Here is a 15,601-nt window from a genome sequence, read left to right as displayed (position 1 = left end):
GTCTACGTCGGCTGGGAGGGCAGCGCGCGTGCGGCCCTGACCGTCGCCGACCAGGTGCGGCCGACCTCCGCAGCGGCGGTGCGGTCGCTGCGCGAACTGGGCCTCACGGCATACCTGCTGACCGGCGACCACGAGCAGGCGGCGCGGGCCGTGGCCAAGGAGGTGGGCATCGACCCGACTCGCGTGATCAGCGACGTGCGCCCGGATGACAAGCACCGCGTGGTGGTCGAGCTCCAGCAGCAGGGCCGCGTCGTGGCGATGGTGGGCGACGGGGTCAACGACGCAGCTGCGCTCGCCCAGGCAGACCTGGGACTTGCGATGGGGTCGGGCACCGACGTGGCGATGGAGTCGGCCGACATCGTGCTGATGCGGCCCGACCTCGGCGCGGTCGTCGACGCCCTGGGGCTGTCCCGACGGACACTGCGGATCATCCAGCAGAACCTCGCCTGGGCCTTCGGCTACAACGTGGCGGCGATCCCGTTGGCCGCCTTCGGCCTGCTCAACCCGATGATCGCCGGTGGAGCGATGGCCCTGTCGAGCGTGCTCGTGGTGACGAACAGCCTGCGGCTGAAGGGTTTTGCTCGGCGCTGACCACTCTGGCCGCAGCTGCTCCGCGGCAGTGCCCTCAGAGGGTGACGTCGCCCTGGGTGGTGCGGAAGCTGACCGACAGCAGTCCGGGGGTGCCGTGCGGTGCGACGAAGCTGAAGTCGATGCCGGGCTCCCAGTAGTTCTCCCGGAGCGGAAGACCGAGCCACTCCCGGACCCGGTTCGGGTCACCGGCGATCTGGAAGCCGGACAGTGCCACCCCGCCGCTCGAACCGAGCAGCGATGGGTGCACGTCCTTGGTGATCCACTGGATGTAGAAGGGCAGCTGCGGGTCGGCCATCAGGCCCTTGACGCCCAGCTGGCGCCACGTCAGCTCGACCCCGTCGGGACGGTGCCGGTTGCCGGGGACCGCCTCACGGCCCAGGCGCTGCTCGGGTTCGGTCATGTCGTCGACCGCGACGACCCAGGCCATCCAACCGCCACCGGCCTCGGATCGGGCCCGCACGGCCTGGCCGAACGGCGCCTTGTCGGAGGCGGGGTGGTCGAGGACCTCGACGACCTCGAGGAAACGGCCCTCCTCGAGCGGCAGGATGACGTTGCGCGTCCCGAAGCGTGGGTGGATCCCACCGTCACAGGGCTCGATGCCCAGCGCCGAGGCGAGACGTTTGGCCGTGGGGACCAGACCGTCGGACTCGGCGGCGTAGGAGACATGATCGACGCGCATGCGACTCATCGTGGCACAGCAGACGATCTGCGCCCGAGCCGGGTCAGGCCCGGGCCCTGCGCTGTCGAACCGCCTCGTAGACCACGACCGCCGCCGACGTCGCGACATTGAGCGAGTTGGCCTTTCCGACCATCGGGATGCGGACCTTGTGGGCGGCCGCGGCGAGGACTTCGGCCGTGAGGCCGTGCTTCTCGGCGCCCACCGCGATGGCGACCGGGCCCGTGTAGTCCACCTTGGTGTAGTCGAGGTCGGAGTCCGGCGTCGTGGCCACCAGGGCGATGCCGTGCGACTCGAGCCAGGCCAAGGTGGCGGCCGTCGTGTCGGTGGCGACCGGCACCGAGAAGACCGTGCCCTTGCTGGCGCGGACCAGGTTGGGGTTGCCCCAGTCGGTGATCGGGTCGGCGGCGATGACCGCGTCCGCGCCCGCCGCGTCGGCCGTGCGCAGCATCGCGCCGAGGTTGCCGGGCTTCTCGACCCCCTGGCACAGCAGAGCCAGGGCCGTCGGTCCGGCGTCGAGTTCGCGGCAGGTCCGTGCGACGGAGTCCACCACCGCGAGGAACCCGTCGGGACCCTCGCGGTAGGCGACCTTCTCGAACGCCGCCCGACCCAGCTGCAACGTCTCTGCGCCGAGCGCCGCCACCCGGTCCACGAGCCCTCGCTGCCCCGCCGGGTCGGCCATCAGCTCCGGACACCAATAGAGTGAGCGTGGCACCAGACCGGCGTCGAGGGCGAGAGTCAGCTCCTCGAAGCCCTCGAGCAACGTGTGACCGGCTTGTTCGCGGGCACGCCTGCGGCGGAGGGCGACGAGGGCCTTCAACCGTGCGTTGGCCGGCGAAGTGATGATGAGCTCGGTCATGACAAGGACAAGCATGCCCGATCCGGGGCACTGGTGAAGAAGGGGATCACATGACGCAGCAGGGGATGCCGCACGGACAGCCGTCGATGACGCGGTTCGTGGTGCGCCAGAAGGTCACCATGATGGTGAACCGCTACATGATCCACGCGCTGGACGACGCAGGGATCGAGGGGCCGATGGTCGCAGTCGCCCAGCAGAAACGGATGGCCTTCAAGGAGCAGGTCACCTTCTACAGCGACGAGGCGCGGACGACGCCGGTCTTCGGGTTCAAGGCGCGCACGCGGATGGACTTCGCTGCGACGTATGACGTCACGGATGCCCAGGGGCAGCCGATCGGCTGGTTCAAGAAGCAGTTCGGCAAGTCGCTGCTGCGCTCGACGTGGACCCTCGCCGTCCCTCAGGCCGGCCTCGAGGCGGTCGGCGCCGAGCGCAACCAGACCGTCGCCATCCTGCGTCGGTTCTGGGGACTGGCCCCCTACATCGGTGACATCCCTCTGCCGTGGCAGTTCCACTTCGACTTCTTCACCGGCGACGGGATCCGGGTGCTGTCCTCCAACCGCCGTCGAAAGGTCCGTGACCAGTACGAGGTGGAGCTGCCCGCCGCGCCCGACGGCACCCACCTCGACTGGCGGGTCGGGGCGGCGATGGCGGTGGCGCTGGACGCCCTCCAGTCACGCTGACCCGGGCGCGAGCGGTGCACAAAGGCAGGTGACCGGCCCGCCGCCCTGTGACACGATCGCCGCCATGGACGCCGCCGTCTTCGTCACCTGGCTGGTCAGCGCCCTGCTGATGATCGCTCTCTTCGGGGTGGTGATCCGGCGCCTGCTCGGCGTGCGCATCGGCACGGCGCGCACCCTGCTCGCTGCCTTCCTCGCGCTCTGGATCACCCCCTACACGCTGAAGGCGATGATCCCCCACTCGTCGCTGAACAACCCCAGCGGTGGCGAGTTCGGGCTCTACCTCGGGCTCTCCGTCGGGGTCGCCACCGTCTCGGCCATGCTCGTGCTCGTCGTGGCGGAGATCCTCGTGCCAACCGGGTCCGTGCCCGGCCCCCTGGAGCTCTTCCGCTCCTGGCGCGGCCGGGTGGCCCGAGCCAGGCGCTACTCCGGCATCCTGCGGATCGCCGTGCGGCACGGACTCGGTCGCTTCCTCCGGGGCAGCGCCCACAGCGGGCTGCACACCTCGACCAGTCGGCAGGGACTGGCACAAAACCTGCGCGAGGCGCTCGACGAGGGCGGGGTCACCTTCGTCAAGCTCGGGCAGCTGCTGTCCACGCGGCGGGACCTGCTGCCCGCCGAGTTCGTCAGTGAGCTCACGTCGCTGCAGGACCAGGCGACACCCGTGTCCTGGACTGACGTCTCGGCGGCGCTGGACGGGGCGCTCGGCCGCCCCGTCGACGAGGTGTTCACGTCGATCGACGAGCAACCTCTCGCCGCCGCCTCCATCGGCCAGGTCCACGTGGCCCGGCTGGCCTCCGGTGAGTCCGTCGTGGTCAAGGTGCGACGACCGGGCATCGAGCAGGTCGTCGAGCGCGATCTCGACATCGTCGGCCAGCTCGCGGCGACGCTCGAGGCGCGCACCTCGTGGGGGCACTCCATCGGACTTCGTGCCCTGGCAGACGGCTTCGCCCGGGCCCTGCGCGAGGAGCTCGACTTCACCGTGGAGCGGGACAACATGCGCGCGGTCGCCGCGTCGCTGGGACCGGCGGACGGCATACGGGTGCGGGTGCCCACGCCCGTGACCGACCTGTGCACCGCACAGGTTCTGGTGATGGACCGCCTTCCCGGCACACCCTTGGGGTCAGCCGGCCCGCTGCTCGGACGGCTCGGGGACGACGTCCGGCAGCGGATCGCGGCCACGCTGCTGGACGCGGTGGTGGGGCAGATGCTGACCGTCGGGGTGTTCCACGCCGATCCGCACCCGGGCAACATCCTGGTCGACGACGACGGCGCCCTCGGGCTGCTCGACCTCGGCTCGGTGGGGCGTCTGGACGGGACCACCCGGGAGGCCTTCGGGCGGCTGCTGCTCGCGATGGACCGGATGAACTCGCTGGCCGCCACCGACGCCCTGCTGGAGCTGGTCGACCGGCCGGACGAGATCGACGAGCGGTCACTGGAGCGGGCGCTCGGACAGGTGCTCGTGCGCTATGCCTCGCCGGGCAGCACCGTGGGCGCCGCGGCGTTCACCGCGCTGTTTCGGCTGGTGACCGAAACCGGGTTGGCGGTGCCGCCGGACATCGCCGCCGTCTTCCGGTCGCTCGCGACGCTCGAGGGCACGCTCACCTGGATCGCCCCTGGTTTCAACGTGGTCGACCACGCGCGGCAGATCGGACGGGAGCGCTTCTGCACGTTGCTGCAGCCGCGTGCGGCCACGCAGCTGCTCGAGGACGAGCTCGCCTCGCTGCTACCCACGCTGCGTCGGCTCCCCCGTCGCGTCGACCGGATCGGGGACGCCCTCGAGCACGGCCGCCTGAAGGTCAACGTCAGCCTGTTTGCCGACCGCCGCGACCGCGCCCTGGTGATCGACCTGCTGCACCGCGTCCTGCTCACCGTGCTCGGCGCGACGGCGGGCATCATGGCCGTGGTGCTGCTCGGCATCGAGGGCGGGCCGAGAGTGACGCCGACGCTCGGCTTGTTCGCGGTGTTCGGCTACGCCCTGCTGGTGTGCAGCATCGTGCTCGTGCTCCGCGTGCTCGGCCTGATCTTCCGCCGCGAGTAGCCCGCCCCCGCCCCAACTCCCGGGAGGAATCTTCGTGAGGTTCGGACCCTCACGGGGCACGCAACCTCACGAAGATTCCTGCTGGGCCGATCCCACCAAGGCGCAGAACCGTGCGAGATCGACGTTGCCGCCGCTGATGACGACCCCCACTCGCTGGCCCTGCAACTGCGCCGCACGCTCCCGGACCGCGGCCAGGCCGAGGCAACCGGTGGGCTCGACCAGCATCTTGAGGGTCGAGGCGCACAGGCGCATGCAGTCGACCAGCTGCGCGTCGGTGGCGGTCACGATGTCATCGACCAGTTCCCGGATCAGCGGGAAGGTGAGCTCGCCCAGGTGCATAGTCTGGGCACCGTCGGCGATGGTGCGCGGCGTCTCGATGTGCACGATCTCGCCGCTGCGGAACGAACGCCGGCCGTCGTCGCCCGCTTCCGGCTCGACCCCGTAGACCCTCGCGTCGGGCGCGAGCTCCGCCGCGGCCAGAGCGGACCCGGACAGGAGCCCGCCACCACCGAGGGGCACGAAGAGGGCGTCGAGCCCGTCGACCTCCTCGAGCAGCTCGAGAGCCGCGGTGCCCTGGCCCGCGATGATGTCCGGGTGGTCATAGGGCGGGATGAGGGTGAGCCCCTCCGAGTCCGCCAGCCCTTGCGCGATGGCCTCGCGGTCCTCGCGGTAACGGTCATAGCTGACGACCTTGCCGCCATACCCCTGCGTCGCCGCCACCTTGCTGGCGGGCGCATCCAGGGGCATGACGATCGTGGCCGGGACCTCGAGCAGCCGTGCGGCCAGGGCGACGGCTTGCGCGTGGTTGCCCGAGGAGTAGGCGATGACGCCCGCGCGGCGCTGCTCGGGCCCGAGACGTGACAGCGCGTTGAACGCGCCGCGGAACTTGAAGGCGCCGACCCGCTGGAAGTTCTCGCACTTCAGGTACAGCCGGAGACCGAGGGCCTCGTCGATCCGGCTGGACGTGAAAACCGGCGTGCGGTGGGCGTGTCCGGCGATGTGCCGGGCGGCTGCGCGGACGTCGTCAAAGGTGGGCCTGACCGTCATACGACCCAGCCTACGGAAGGCGTGGGCTACTCCGCGGGCGCCTCGGCCCGCGCGAAGGTCAGGGTCTCACCCGTGGCCCCGCCCATCCAGATGTCCTGGCACGCGGCGGCGAGCTCCTCCAGGCCGCTGACGATCGTCCCCCACACGTTGCCGGGCACCCAGCCCTGGTCACCGTTGATGAGCAGGTTGTTGCGGCCGTAGAAGAGGGCGAGGTCGACGATCCGGCTCTGGTCGGCCGCGCCCTGCCCCTCGGCATACCCGTAACCCGGGTTGCCGAGCTGGTCGTCGCTGAAGGAGAACCAGGCGAGGTCGCCCGGTATCGGGGTGATGGTGGTGTTCTCCGCGCCCGGGTCATGGTCGGCGAACGCCGGCAGCAACGCATAGATCTCGTTGCGCGCGTATTTGCCGTGGTAGACCTGCCCGGACAGCGGGAGCGACTCCCACACGGCGGCCGCGGTGCGCGGCGCCTCGTCGTCGAGGAGCTTGGCGAGGCACTGGACGCCCCTCTTCTCGAGCGTGACGGACACATAACGGGTCATGGTCAGGACCTTCCGTTCTCGGCGTTGCGGATCAGGGTGGGGACGCGGGAGGCCCAGTCGGTGCGCTGCTCGTAGGCCCGGCCGGCGCGCAGTACCAGGGCGTCGGCGTGTCGGCGACCGACCACCTGCAGGCCCACCGGTCGCTCGTCGGAGGTGAAGCCACAGGGCACGCTGAGCGCCGGCTGCTGGGTCATGTTGAAGGGATAGGTGTATGGCGTCCAGCTGGTCCACAGGTCGGAGTCCCAACCGTCCGGTGACGGCTGCCCGCCCGGGAACGCTGCGATCGGCATGGTCGGGGTGACCAGCACGTCATACCGCTCGTGCAGCTGCGCCATCTTCAGGCCGAGGTCCATCCGCACCGCGGTGGCGTCCAGGAAGTCCGAGGCCGACAGCTCCCTGCCCTGCTCGACACATCGCCGCAGACCCGGGTCGATCCGGTCGAGGCTGCCCTCCGGGTAGGACTCGAGCACCTTTGCGGCGCCGGCGAACCAGAGCACGTGGAACGCCTCCACGGGGTCGGCGAAGCCGGGATCGATCTCCTCGACCACCGCTCCCGCGTCGACCAGGACCTGGACGGCGGCGCGGACCGCCTGCTCCACCTCGGGGTCGTTGCGGACGAATCCGAGGTTGGGAGAGAACGCGATGCGCAGCCCTTCGACTCCGTCGTCCAACCCCTCGAGGAAGGAGCTGGTCGGGGTGGGCATGGCCGACCAGTCGCGGGCGTCGAAGCCGGTCAGCAGGTCCAGCATCGCGGCGGCGTCGCGCACCGACCGGGTCATCGGGCCGGCGTGGGAGAGGGTGCCGAAGGGGCTCGCGGGGTAGTGCGGAATCAGCCCGTAGGTCGGCTTCAGTGCGGTCGTTCCCGTGAATGAGGCTGGGATGCGGACCGATCCGCCTCCGTCGGTGCCCACCGACCAGGTGCCCATGCCGAGTCCCACGGCCGTGGCGGAGCCACCGCTGGATCCGCCGGAGGTGAGGTCGGCGCCCCACGGGTTGGTGGTGACGCCCTGCCGGATCGAGTCGGTCACGCCCTTCCACGCGAACTCCGGCGTCGTCGTCTTGCCGAGCAGGACGCACCCGGCCTCGCGCAGCCGTGCGACGGACGGCGCGTCCTCGCTCCAATCGCCCTCCGCCGCGATGAGGTTCGAGCCGCGCAGCGTCGGCCAGCCCTCGGTGATCAGAATGTCCTTGATGGCCGTCGGTATGCCGTCCGCCGGCCCCAGGGGCGAGTTGCCACGCCAGCGCTTCTCGGACTCCGCTGCCGCGGACAGGGCCCCCTCGCTGTCCACGAGCACGTAGGCGTTGACCGCCTCGTCGTGCTCGCTGATCGCATCGAGCGCCGCCTGCGTCGCCTCCACCGGAGACAGGTCACCGGAGCGATAGCCCTCGGCCAGCTCAGCGGCACCCATCATGGACAGATCAGTCATCGGATCTCCTCGGCCTCGAGCGCTGGTGGTGTCTCCGCCGGCACGAAGCCCAGCCGCTTGTCGACGACGTTGCGGAGCGGTTCGCCGTCGAGGAAGCGTAGGGCGTTGTCGACGAACTGGCGGGCGAGCGTGTCGCGCCACCCCACGACGTCGCCCGACATGTGCGGGGAGATGACCAGGCCGGGCGCCTCCCACAACGGGCTGTCCGGGGGCAGGGGTTCGTGCACGAAGACGTCGAGGGAGGCGGCGGCGATCCGACCTTCGCGCAGCGCGGAGACCAGGGCCGCCTCCTCCACGATCGGTCCACGGCCGATGTTGACCAGGTGGGCTGTGGGCTTCATCGCCGCCAGGACCTGCTGATCGACCAGCCCGCGGGTCTGGTCGGTCAGCGGCGCGGCGACGACCACGTGGTCCGCCCACCCGACGTGCTCCGCGAGGCGAGCGCTCTCGACGACCTCTCCGAAGTCGGGGTCACCGGACCGGGCGCGCCGGCCGGCACCCCGCACCTGCATACCCATCGCTCCGAGGACCCGTGCGATCTCACGGCCGATGGCGCCGGTGCCCACGACCAGTGCGGTGGCGCCCTGCAGCGTGCCGGTCTCACGGTGCTGCCAGATGCGCTCGCGCTGGTGGTCGTGGCTGACGTGGACCTGCTTGACCTGCGCCAGCATCGACGCGAGCACGAACTCCGCGATCGGGCGGTCGAAGACTCCCCGGGCGTTGGTGACCTCGACCTCCGACTCGACCAGCTCGTCGAAGAGCAGCTTGTCGACGCCGGCGGCGGCCACGTGGATCCACCGCAGCGAGCCGGCTCGCGGCCAGACGTCGCGCACCGCCTCCGAGAAGAAGTCCCAGAGCAGCAGGGCGTCGGCTCCGTCCAGGGCATCGCCCAAGCCTGCGGGGTCGGTGAGGCGCAGGTCGGCGCGCTGCGCGATCTGCTCGAGGTGGGGCGGGGGCTCGTCGAGCTGCTCACAGAGCACCGCGACGACCGGCCGGTGGTGCACGGTGTTCACACCCGGAGCCTAGGAATGGCAGAGTAGGATTGTCAACAATCGCGGTCTGTCGCCACCCACACACTTCCAGCGCCTGGGGAATCCGAGCTCTCCTGCTTCGAAACCACAGGCGCCAGAGGTGATTTCTCACGCTTCGAGGTCATCATGATCGGTCAGGTCGGCATCGGCATCGTCTGTCCCTACGACTTCGCCCTCGACCGCGAGCTCTGGCGCTGGACGCCGCCGCAGGCCAATCTCCTGCTCACCCGACTGCCCTACGCCCCGCTCGCGGTCACCCTGGAGATGGTCCGGCTCGTCGGCGAGCCGGACCAGCTCCTCCCGGCCACACAGCAGCTGCTGGCGCCGCGGCCCGCCGTGCTCGCCTACGCCTGCACATCGGGCAGCTTCATCCGCGGTCTGGACGGCGAAAAGGCCCTGTGCGCCGCGATGATCGAGGCCGGGGCGCCAGTCGCGGTGACCACGAGCGGCGCCCTCCTCGATGCGATCACGGCGCTGGGCGTCGAGCGGGTCGCCATCGCCACGCCCTACGAGACGGCCATCACCCAGGGCCTGGCGGACTTCCTCTCGGAGGCCGGACGCACGGTGGTCGGAGGCAGCGAGCTCGGGCTCACGTCCGGCATCGAGTCGGTGCCCTACGACGTCACCGCCGACCTGGTCCGCCGGGCGGACGAACCGTCCGCCGAGGCCATCGTCGTGTCGTGCACCAACCTCGGCACCTATGACCTCATCGCGCCGCTGGAGCAGGAACTCGGCAAACCGATCATCAGCGCCAACCAGGCCACCATGTGGTCGGCCCTCCGCTTGGCCGGGCTGCCCGTGATCGGCCCGGGCCAGCGGCTGCTCGCCGTCTGACCCCGAGCACGGGTACCGAGCCTTCCCTTGTCGCGGGCCTCTCCTCCCCCGTAGTCTCCTATTGTCGACAATCTGCCGATCATCCGCACGGAGGTATGCCGTGCCGTTCCCCTGAGAGCGAGGTATCACCCGTGGCTGCTGCCGAGGTGTCTGCCCCTGTGACGACGACCCAGCCGGCTCCGGCGCCCAAGACGACCGAGTACGCCGCACGGATCGAGAAGGTGCGCGCCGCGATGGCCGCCCAGTCGCTGACCGCGCTGGTGGTCACCGACCCGTCGAACCTGTTCTACCTGACCGGATACAACGCGTGGTCGTTCTACATGCCGCAGTGCCTGATCGTGCCTGCCGACGGGCTGCCCCACCTCTTTGCCCGCGCGATGGACGCCGGTGGGGCGCACCATACGTGCGACCTGCCGCGCGAACGCATCCACGGCTACCCCGAAGAGCTCATCCAGCGCTCGGACGCCCACCCCTACGAGTGGATCGCCGAGCGCGCCCGGGAGCTCGACCTCCTGCAGGACGCGCCGGGGTGCCGCATCGGCCTCGAGAGCGACTCCCCCTTCTTCACGGCGCGGGACTACCTGGCGCTGGACCGGGGTCTGCCTCGGGCCGAGGGGGTCGACTGCAATGAGCTGGTCAACTGGGTGCGGGTCATCAAGTCGCCGGTGGAGCAGGAGGTCCTGCGCATCGCGGGCTCGATCGCCTCGCAGTCGATGCGGGTGGCGCTGGAGGCGATCGACGTCGGACGCCGGCAGTGCGACGTCGTCGGCGAGATCATGAGGGCCCAGGCCAGCGGCACGCCGGAGCACGGTGGCGACTACCCCGCGATCGTCCCGATGCTGCCGACCGGCGACGCTGCCGGGACCCCGCACATGACCTGGAGCGACGCGCCGTTCGTCGCCGGCGAAGCGACCACCATCGAGCTCGCCGGCGTCAACCAGCGCTACCACGCACCCCTGGCGCGCACGATCATGCTGGGGGAACCGCCGCAGCGTCTCGCCGAGACCGCCAAGGTGATCGGCGAGGGCATGCAGGTCACCCTGGACGCGATCCACGACGGCGTGACCGGCCGCGAGGTGCACGCGGCGTTCAACGACGTGATCAGCCGGCACGGGCTGCGCAAGGACTCGCGCATCGGCTACTCGATCGGCATCGGCTATCCCCCCGACTGGGGTGAGCACACGATCAGCCTGCGCGCCAGCGAGACCCAGCCGCTGCGGGCGGGCATGGCCCTGCACGTGATCCTCGGCATGTGGATGGATGGCTGGGGCTACGAGCTCTCCGAGCCGGTGCTGGTGCACGCGGACGGCGTCGAGCGGTTGACCGACCTGCCCCAGGACCTGACGATCAGAAGGTGATGAGAGTGACCAACGCCCCGGGAAATGCTTCCTCGGAAACCAGCACGCCCCGCTCCCTACCCCTCGCGGCCCGCGCCGGCCAGCTGGTCGGGTCCGTGATCGACTCGAGCACGTCGTTGCTGCAGGAGCAGACCCACGACATCGTCCGGTTCGCCATGGGCAGCCCCGCCGCCGAAGCCGTCCCGGCCAAGATCCTCTCGGAGATCGCCGGGTCGGTGCTCGGTCCCGACTCCGCCGACGCCTACGACTACGGCGCGACCGAGGGTGACCCGCCGCTGCGGGAGGCGCTGCTGCAGGCCCTGCGCGGCACCAGCGACGAGACCACGCCCGAGCGGATGCTGGTCACGGCCGGCGGTATGCAGGGACTCGACCTGGCGTGCAAGCTCTTCGTCGACCCCGGCGACCTCGTGGTCGTCGAGTCGCCGACCTACACCAACGGCAGCGCGACCGCGCTGTCCTACGGTGCGCAGCTGCTCGAGGTGCCGGTCGACGCCGACGGCCTGCAGGTCGACACGATGAGGGACCTGGTCGCCCGGACCGGGCGCACTCCCAAGGCGATCTACACGATCCCCACCTTCCAGAACCCCTCCGGCACCACACTCTCGCTCGAGGGCCGCAGGGCGCTGCTCGAGGCCGCCCGGGAGTGGGGAGCGATGGTCATCGACGACGACCCCTACGGCCTCCTGCGGTTCGAGGGAGACCACCTGCCGACGCTGCACGAGCTCGCCGACGGCGACCCGCTCGTGTTCTCGGTGCGCACCTTCTCCAAGATCATCGCGCCGGGTCTGCGGGTCGGTTGGGTCGACGCCGACCCGCAGCTGCGACAGCTGCTGATCAACGCCAAGCAGGCCATGGACACGTGCACCAACCTGCCCGCTCAGCGGCTCGTCGCCTCGTTCCTGTCCGAGGGCCACCTCGAGGAGCACCTGGTCACCCAGCGGGCCGAATACCGTCGCCGCAAGCACGCGATGCAGGACGCCCTGACCGAGCACTTCGGCGACATCGCCCGTTGGACGGACCCCGAGGGCGGCTTCTTCCTCTGGGTCACCCTCGAGAACGGCGTGGACACCCAGGAGCTGTTCGAGGTCGCCCTGGCGGAGGGCGTGGCGTTCATCCCGGGCCCCGCGTTCTCCGAGGCCGGGCACTTCCACGACGCGCTGCGGCTGTGCTTCGCCTCGACTGCGCCCGACCGGACGAGGGAGGGCATCGCCCGCCTGCGTCGCGCGGTCGACCGCCTCGCATGAGTTCTTCGAGACCACTCGCCCCTGCGGGGTCCGGTCAGGTGAGTGCGGAGGAGCAGCGGGTCCTCGACCTGATCGACGTCGACGAGATCGTCGAGGTCACGCGCGCCCTCATCGCGGCCCCGGGCGAGAACCCGCCCGGTGGCGAGGCCGCGACCGTCGCCGCACTCCAGGCCGCCGCCGAACACCGTGGACTGGTATGCCGTCGCTCCCCGGTCGAGCCCGAGCGCGACAACGCGACGGTCACCCTGGCCGGCGGGGACGGGCCCGGACTCCTGCTGCTCGGCCACACCGATGTGGTGCCGGTCGGCGAGGGCTGGACCGTGTCACCGCTGGGCGGCGTGGTCCGCGACGGCAGGCTGTATGGCCGGGGGGCCACCGACATGAAGGGTGGCCTCGCCGCGTGCCTGGTCGCCATGAGCGCCCTGCGGCGAGCAGGGGTGGAGCTGTCCGGTCCGATCGACCTTGCCGCGGTGGTCGATGAGGAGGAGACCGGAAAGGGCATCAAGCACCACCTCGCGGAACTGCTCGGTGAGCTCGGAGCCGAAGGCGCGAGAGCGGCATACGTCGGATGTGTCGTCGCGGAGCCGACCGACCTGCAGACCGTGGTGGCGGCGCGCGGGGCGGCCTATCTCGAGGTGCGTGTCACCGGCAGGGCGGCGCACTCCGGCAACCCGGCCGACGGTGCCAACGCGATCTACGGAGCGGCCGCAGTGGTCAGCGACCTCGAGCGCTGGCACCACGAGCTCGCCTCCTCACCGCACCCGCTGGTCGGACCGCCGATGTGGAGCGTGGGCCTGGTGGCTGGCGGCACGGGCGCGTCGATCGTGCCGGCGGAGTGCACCATCGTCGTGGACAGGCGAATGTTGCCCTCCGAGAAGCCGGTTCAGGTGCTGGAGCAGACCCGGGAGCGGGTCGCTGCCCTGGACCTGCCCGCGCGGGGTCTCGGCGTCGAGGTCGCGATGACGATGGACATGCCGGGCTTCGAGACGGCGGGCGACGACCCGTTCGTGACGTCGGTCGACACCGCGATGACCGCTGCCGGTGGCCCCGGCCTGCCGCTCGGCGGGTGGACGGCGGCCTGCGACGGCGGTTACGTGGCCCGTGACACCGGGATGCCGGTGGTCGTCTTGGGGCCGGGTTCCGTGCAGGACCAGGCGCATCGGGCCGACGAGTCGGTCGGGGTCGACGAGCTCCTGGTCTCTGCCCGCGCCTACGCGCTGATGGCCCTGCGCCTGCTGAGGTAGCCTCCGGCTGGTCGCTGGCTCTCGCTTCCCCTCCTCCGCAGTGGTCGAGCCGCGCTGGCAATGGGTGCCGATCAGGTGGGTATGGCGCCGGCTCGGCCATGTTCGCCAGCGCGGCTTGACGGCAGCTTCCGATCTCGCGTCAGGTAGCGGCGCGGTCGCGGGCCTCGAGCGCATCGGCGAGCAGCTCGGCGAGGTGCCTGGCCCGCCTGTCGGTCCCCTGCTCGATCTGGGTGCGGCAACTGAACCCGTCGGCGAGGATCTCGGTGTCCGCCCGCGCCGCGCGCACTGCCGGGAGGATGACCCGCTCGCCGGCCGCCCTGGAGACCTCGTAGTGGCCCTGCTCGAAGCCGAAGTTGCCCGCGAGACCGCAACATCCGGAATCTGGCACCGTTGCCTCGATCCCGGCGGCCGCCATGAGCTCCCGGTCGGCGTCGAACCCCATGACGGCGTGCTGGTGGCAGTGCACCTGCACGAGGGCGTCCTTGCCGACCTGCGGCGGAGTCCAGTCGGGCGCCAGCTCCTGCAGGGCCTCGCCGAGGGTGCGCGTCGCCTCGGCCAGCCGCGCCGCCCTGGGATCGTCGGCCAACAGATCGGGAGCATCGTGGCGCAGCATTGCCGCGCAGCTCGGCTCGAGCCCGATGACGGGGGTGCCGGCGGCCAGCTCCGGTTCGAGCACCTTCAGGGTCCGCCTCAGCACCCGGCGAGCGACCTCGAGCTGGCCGGTCGAGACCCAGGTGAGCCCGCAGCATACGGACCCTGCCGGCAGGACCACCTCGAAGCCGGCATCCTCGAGCACTCGCACGGCGGCCTTCCCCACCTCCGGCGACAGGTAGTTGGTGAAGGTGTCCGGCCACAACACCACCCGCTGCCGCCCGCGCCCCCGCGACCCCCGCGACCCCCGTGAGGAATCTTCGTGAGGTCTGGTGCCCTGTGAGGGGCCGAAACCTCGCGAAGATTCCTCACGAGTGGTGAACCAGGAGCGGAAGGTCTGGGGAGCGAAGCGGGGCAGGTCGCGCTCCGGGGCGATGCCGCCGAGCTTCTTCAGCATCGCGGCCGCGCGGGACCCGGTGGTGGCGTTCACGATTCGCGGCGTGCGTGACGCGACTCGCGCGAGCGCCGGCAGCCAGCCCATCGACCAGTGCGAACGCGGCCTGGCCCACGGCCTCCCCGCGTAGTGGTGGTGGGTGAACTCCGCCTTGTAGGTCGCCATGTCGACGTTGACCGGGCAGTCCGACAGGCAGCCCTTGCACGACAGGCACAGGTCGAGCGCGTCCCTCACCTCGGTGGACCGCCAGCCGTCGGTGACGAGGTCGCCCTGCAGCATCTCCCAGAGCAGGTGCGCGCGGCCACGCGTGGAGTGCTTCTCCTCGCGCGTGACCTGGTAGCTCGGGCACATGACGCCGCCCGAGGACTGACGACACTTCCCGACCCCGACGCACCGCCGTTGGGCCTGTGCAAAGCTGCCTGCATCCTCGGGATAGCTGAAGAGCGTGAGGAGCTCGCGGTCCTTGGCCGGGCCGTCGTGGCGCAGGTCTGCGGTGAACGAGGGCGGGTCGACGATGATGCCCGGGTTCAGGGCGCCGCGTGGGTCCCAGATCCGCTTGACCTGGTCGAGGAGGTCGACCGCATCGGCGCCGTACATCCTGGTCAGCAGCTCCGAGCGCGCCCTCCCGTCGCCGTGCTCACCAGAGACCGATCCCCCGAGCGACACGATGAGCTCGGTTGCCTGCTCGATGAACTCACGGAAGGTCGCGATCCCCTCGGGGCTCAGCAGGTCGAAGTCCATGCGCATGTGCATGCACCCCTCGCCGAAGTGCCCGTATGACGTCCCGGACAGTCCGTGCCGTGCGAGCAGCTCGTCGAGACGGCGGAGGTATTCCCCCAGCCGGGCCGGGGGCACGGCCGCGTCCTCCCACCCGCCCCACATCTCGGCACCGTCGGCCCGGCGGGTCGCGAGCCCGGTGCCGTCACGGCGGCAGCGCCAGAGCACGGCCTGTGCCGCGGGATCGCGCACGAGCGACGACGACACGTCG

At 70.8% G+C, this 15,601-nt stretch carries 14 protein-coding genes; 7 read left to right on the top strand and 7 right to left on the bottom strand.

All coding sequences use genetic code 11. From position 1 onward, the window contains the following. The coding region (locus tag FRW57_RS07610) for an HAD-IC family P-type ATPase (protein ID WP_152185716.1) at positions 1 to 591 on the top strand (591 nt) is incomplete at its 5' end. Positions 592 to 625: 34 nt separating this feature from the next. On the opposite strand, the gene FRW57_RS07605 is transcribed toward FRW57_RS07610, so the two are convergent. After that, positions 626 to 1,270: a VOC family protein gene (locus tag FRW57_RS07605; RefSeq protein ID WP_137121942.1), complete on the bottom strand. Its 645-nt coding sequence runs from the start codon at positions 1,268 to 1,270 to the stop codon at positions 626 to 628. A 43-nt stretch (positions 1,271 to 1,313) separates the two neighbouring features. After that, a complete protein-coding gene (locus FRW57_RS07600; RefSeq protein ID WP_137121943.1) occupies positions 1,314 to 2,126 on the bottom strand; it encodes a TrmH family RNA methyltransferase in 813 nt (270 codons plus the stop codon). Between the two features lie 50 nt (positions 2,127 to 2,176). Here FRW57_RS07600 and FRW57_RS07595 point away from each other — a divergent pair, with 50 nt between their 5' ends. Continuing rightward, positions 2,177 to 2,806, top strand: a complete 630-nt coding sequence (locus FRW57_RS07595; RefSeq protein WP_202911559.1) for an LURP-one-related family protein — start codon at positions 2,177 to 2,179, stop codon at positions 2,804 to 2,806. A 64-nt stretch (positions 2,807 to 2,870) separates the two neighbouring features. Continuing rightward, positions 2,871 to 4,844, top strand: coding sequence for an ABC1 kinase family protein (locus FRW57_RS07590; RefSeq protein ID WP_152185715.1), 1,974 nt, complete (start codon positions 2,871 to 2,873; stop codon positions 4,842 to 4,844). A gap of 66 nt (positions 4,845 to 4,910) precedes the next feature. Here the strand turns inward: FRW57_RS07590 and FRW57_RS07585 are convergent, their stop codons facing one another. From FRW57_RS07585 to FRW57_RS07570, 4 genes are read right to left on the bottom strand one after another with little or no spacing between them, the layout of a single operon-like run. Next, positions 4,911 to 5,891 carry a threo-3-hydroxy-L-aspartate ammonia-lyase gene (locus FRW57_RS07585; RefSeq protein WP_152185714.1) on the bottom strand — a complete coding sequence of 327 codons (981 nt, stop codon included), beginning with the start codon at positions 5,889 to 5,891 and terminating at the stop codon, positions 4,911 to 4,913. A 26-nt stretch (positions 5,892 to 5,917) separates the two neighbouring features. Then, entirely contained in the window at positions 5,918 to 6,430 is a 513-nt protein-coding gene (locus tag FRW57_RS07580) for a DUF3830 family protein (protein ID WP_137122671.1), read from the bottom strand. 2 nt (positions 6,431 to 6,432) lie between these two features. Beyond that, positions 6,433 to 7,857, bottom strand: a complete 1,425-nt coding sequence (locus tag FRW57_RS07575) for an amidase (protein WP_152185713.1) — start codon at positions 7,855 to 7,857, stop codon at positions 6,433 to 6,435. Continuing rightward, positions 7,854 to 8,870: a D-2-hydroxyacid dehydrogenase gene (locus FRW57_RS07570; protein WP_162308238.1), complete on the bottom strand. Its 1,017-nt coding sequence runs from the start codon at positions 8,868 to 8,870 to the stop codon at positions 7,854 to 7,856. The genes FRW57_RS07575 and FRW57_RS07570 overlap by 4 nt, the downstream gene beginning before the upstream one ends. Positions 8,871 to 9,014: 144 nt before the next feature. Between FRW57_RS07570 and FRW57_RS07565 the strand changes: the two genes are divergently transcribed. The 4 genes from FRW57_RS07565 to FRW57_RS07550 all read left to right on the top strand — a co-directional run bounded on the left by FRW57_RS07565 (position 9,015) and on the right by FRW57_RS07550 (position 13,568). Next, positions 9,015 to 9,722, top strand: coding sequence for a maleate cis-trans isomerase family protein (locus FRW57_RS07565; RefSeq protein ID WP_203230249.1), 708 nt, complete (start codon positions 9,015 to 9,017; stop codon positions 9,720 to 9,722). A 158-nt stretch (positions 9,723 to 9,880) separates the two neighbouring features. Then, positions 9,881 to 11,080, top strand: coding sequence for a M24 family metallopeptidase (locus FRW57_RS07560; RefSeq protein ID WP_238999366.1), 1,200 nt, complete (start codon positions 9,881 to 9,883; stop codon positions 11,078 to 11,080). Between the two features lie 5 nt (positions 11,081 to 11,085). Beyond that, on the top strand, positions 11,086 to 12,324 hold the full coding sequence (locus FRW57_RS07555; RefSeq protein WP_373681341.1) for an aminotransferase-like domain-containing protein: 1,239 nt from the start codon (positions 11,086 to 11,088) through the stop codon (positions 12,322 to 12,324). A gap of 38 nt (positions 12,325 to 12,362) precedes the next feature. Next, positions 12,363 to 13,568 carry a M20 family metallopeptidase gene (locus FRW57_RS07550; protein ID WP_238999365.1) on the top strand — a complete coding sequence of 402 codons (1,206 nt, stop codon included), beginning with the start codon at positions 12,363 to 12,365 and terminating at the stop codon, positions 13,566 to 13,568. Positions 13,569 to 13,707: 139 nt separating this feature from the next. On the opposite strand, the gene FRW57_RS07545 is transcribed toward FRW57_RS07550, so the two are convergent. Next, on the bottom strand, positions 13,708 to 15,601 hold a 1,894-nt coding region (locus FRW57_RS07545; protein ID WP_203230248.1), incomplete at its 5' end, for an FAD-binding and (Fe-S)-binding domain-containing protein.

This window comes from Segeticoccus rhizosphaerae (assembly GCF_009192725.1).
Classification (GTDB): Bacteria; Actinomycetota; Actinomycetes; order Actinomycetales; family Dermatophilaceae; genus Segeticoccus; species Segeticoccus rhizosphaerae.
Note: the sequence above shows the minus strand (reverse complement) of the source record. Positions and strands in the feature narration are given on the sequence as shown.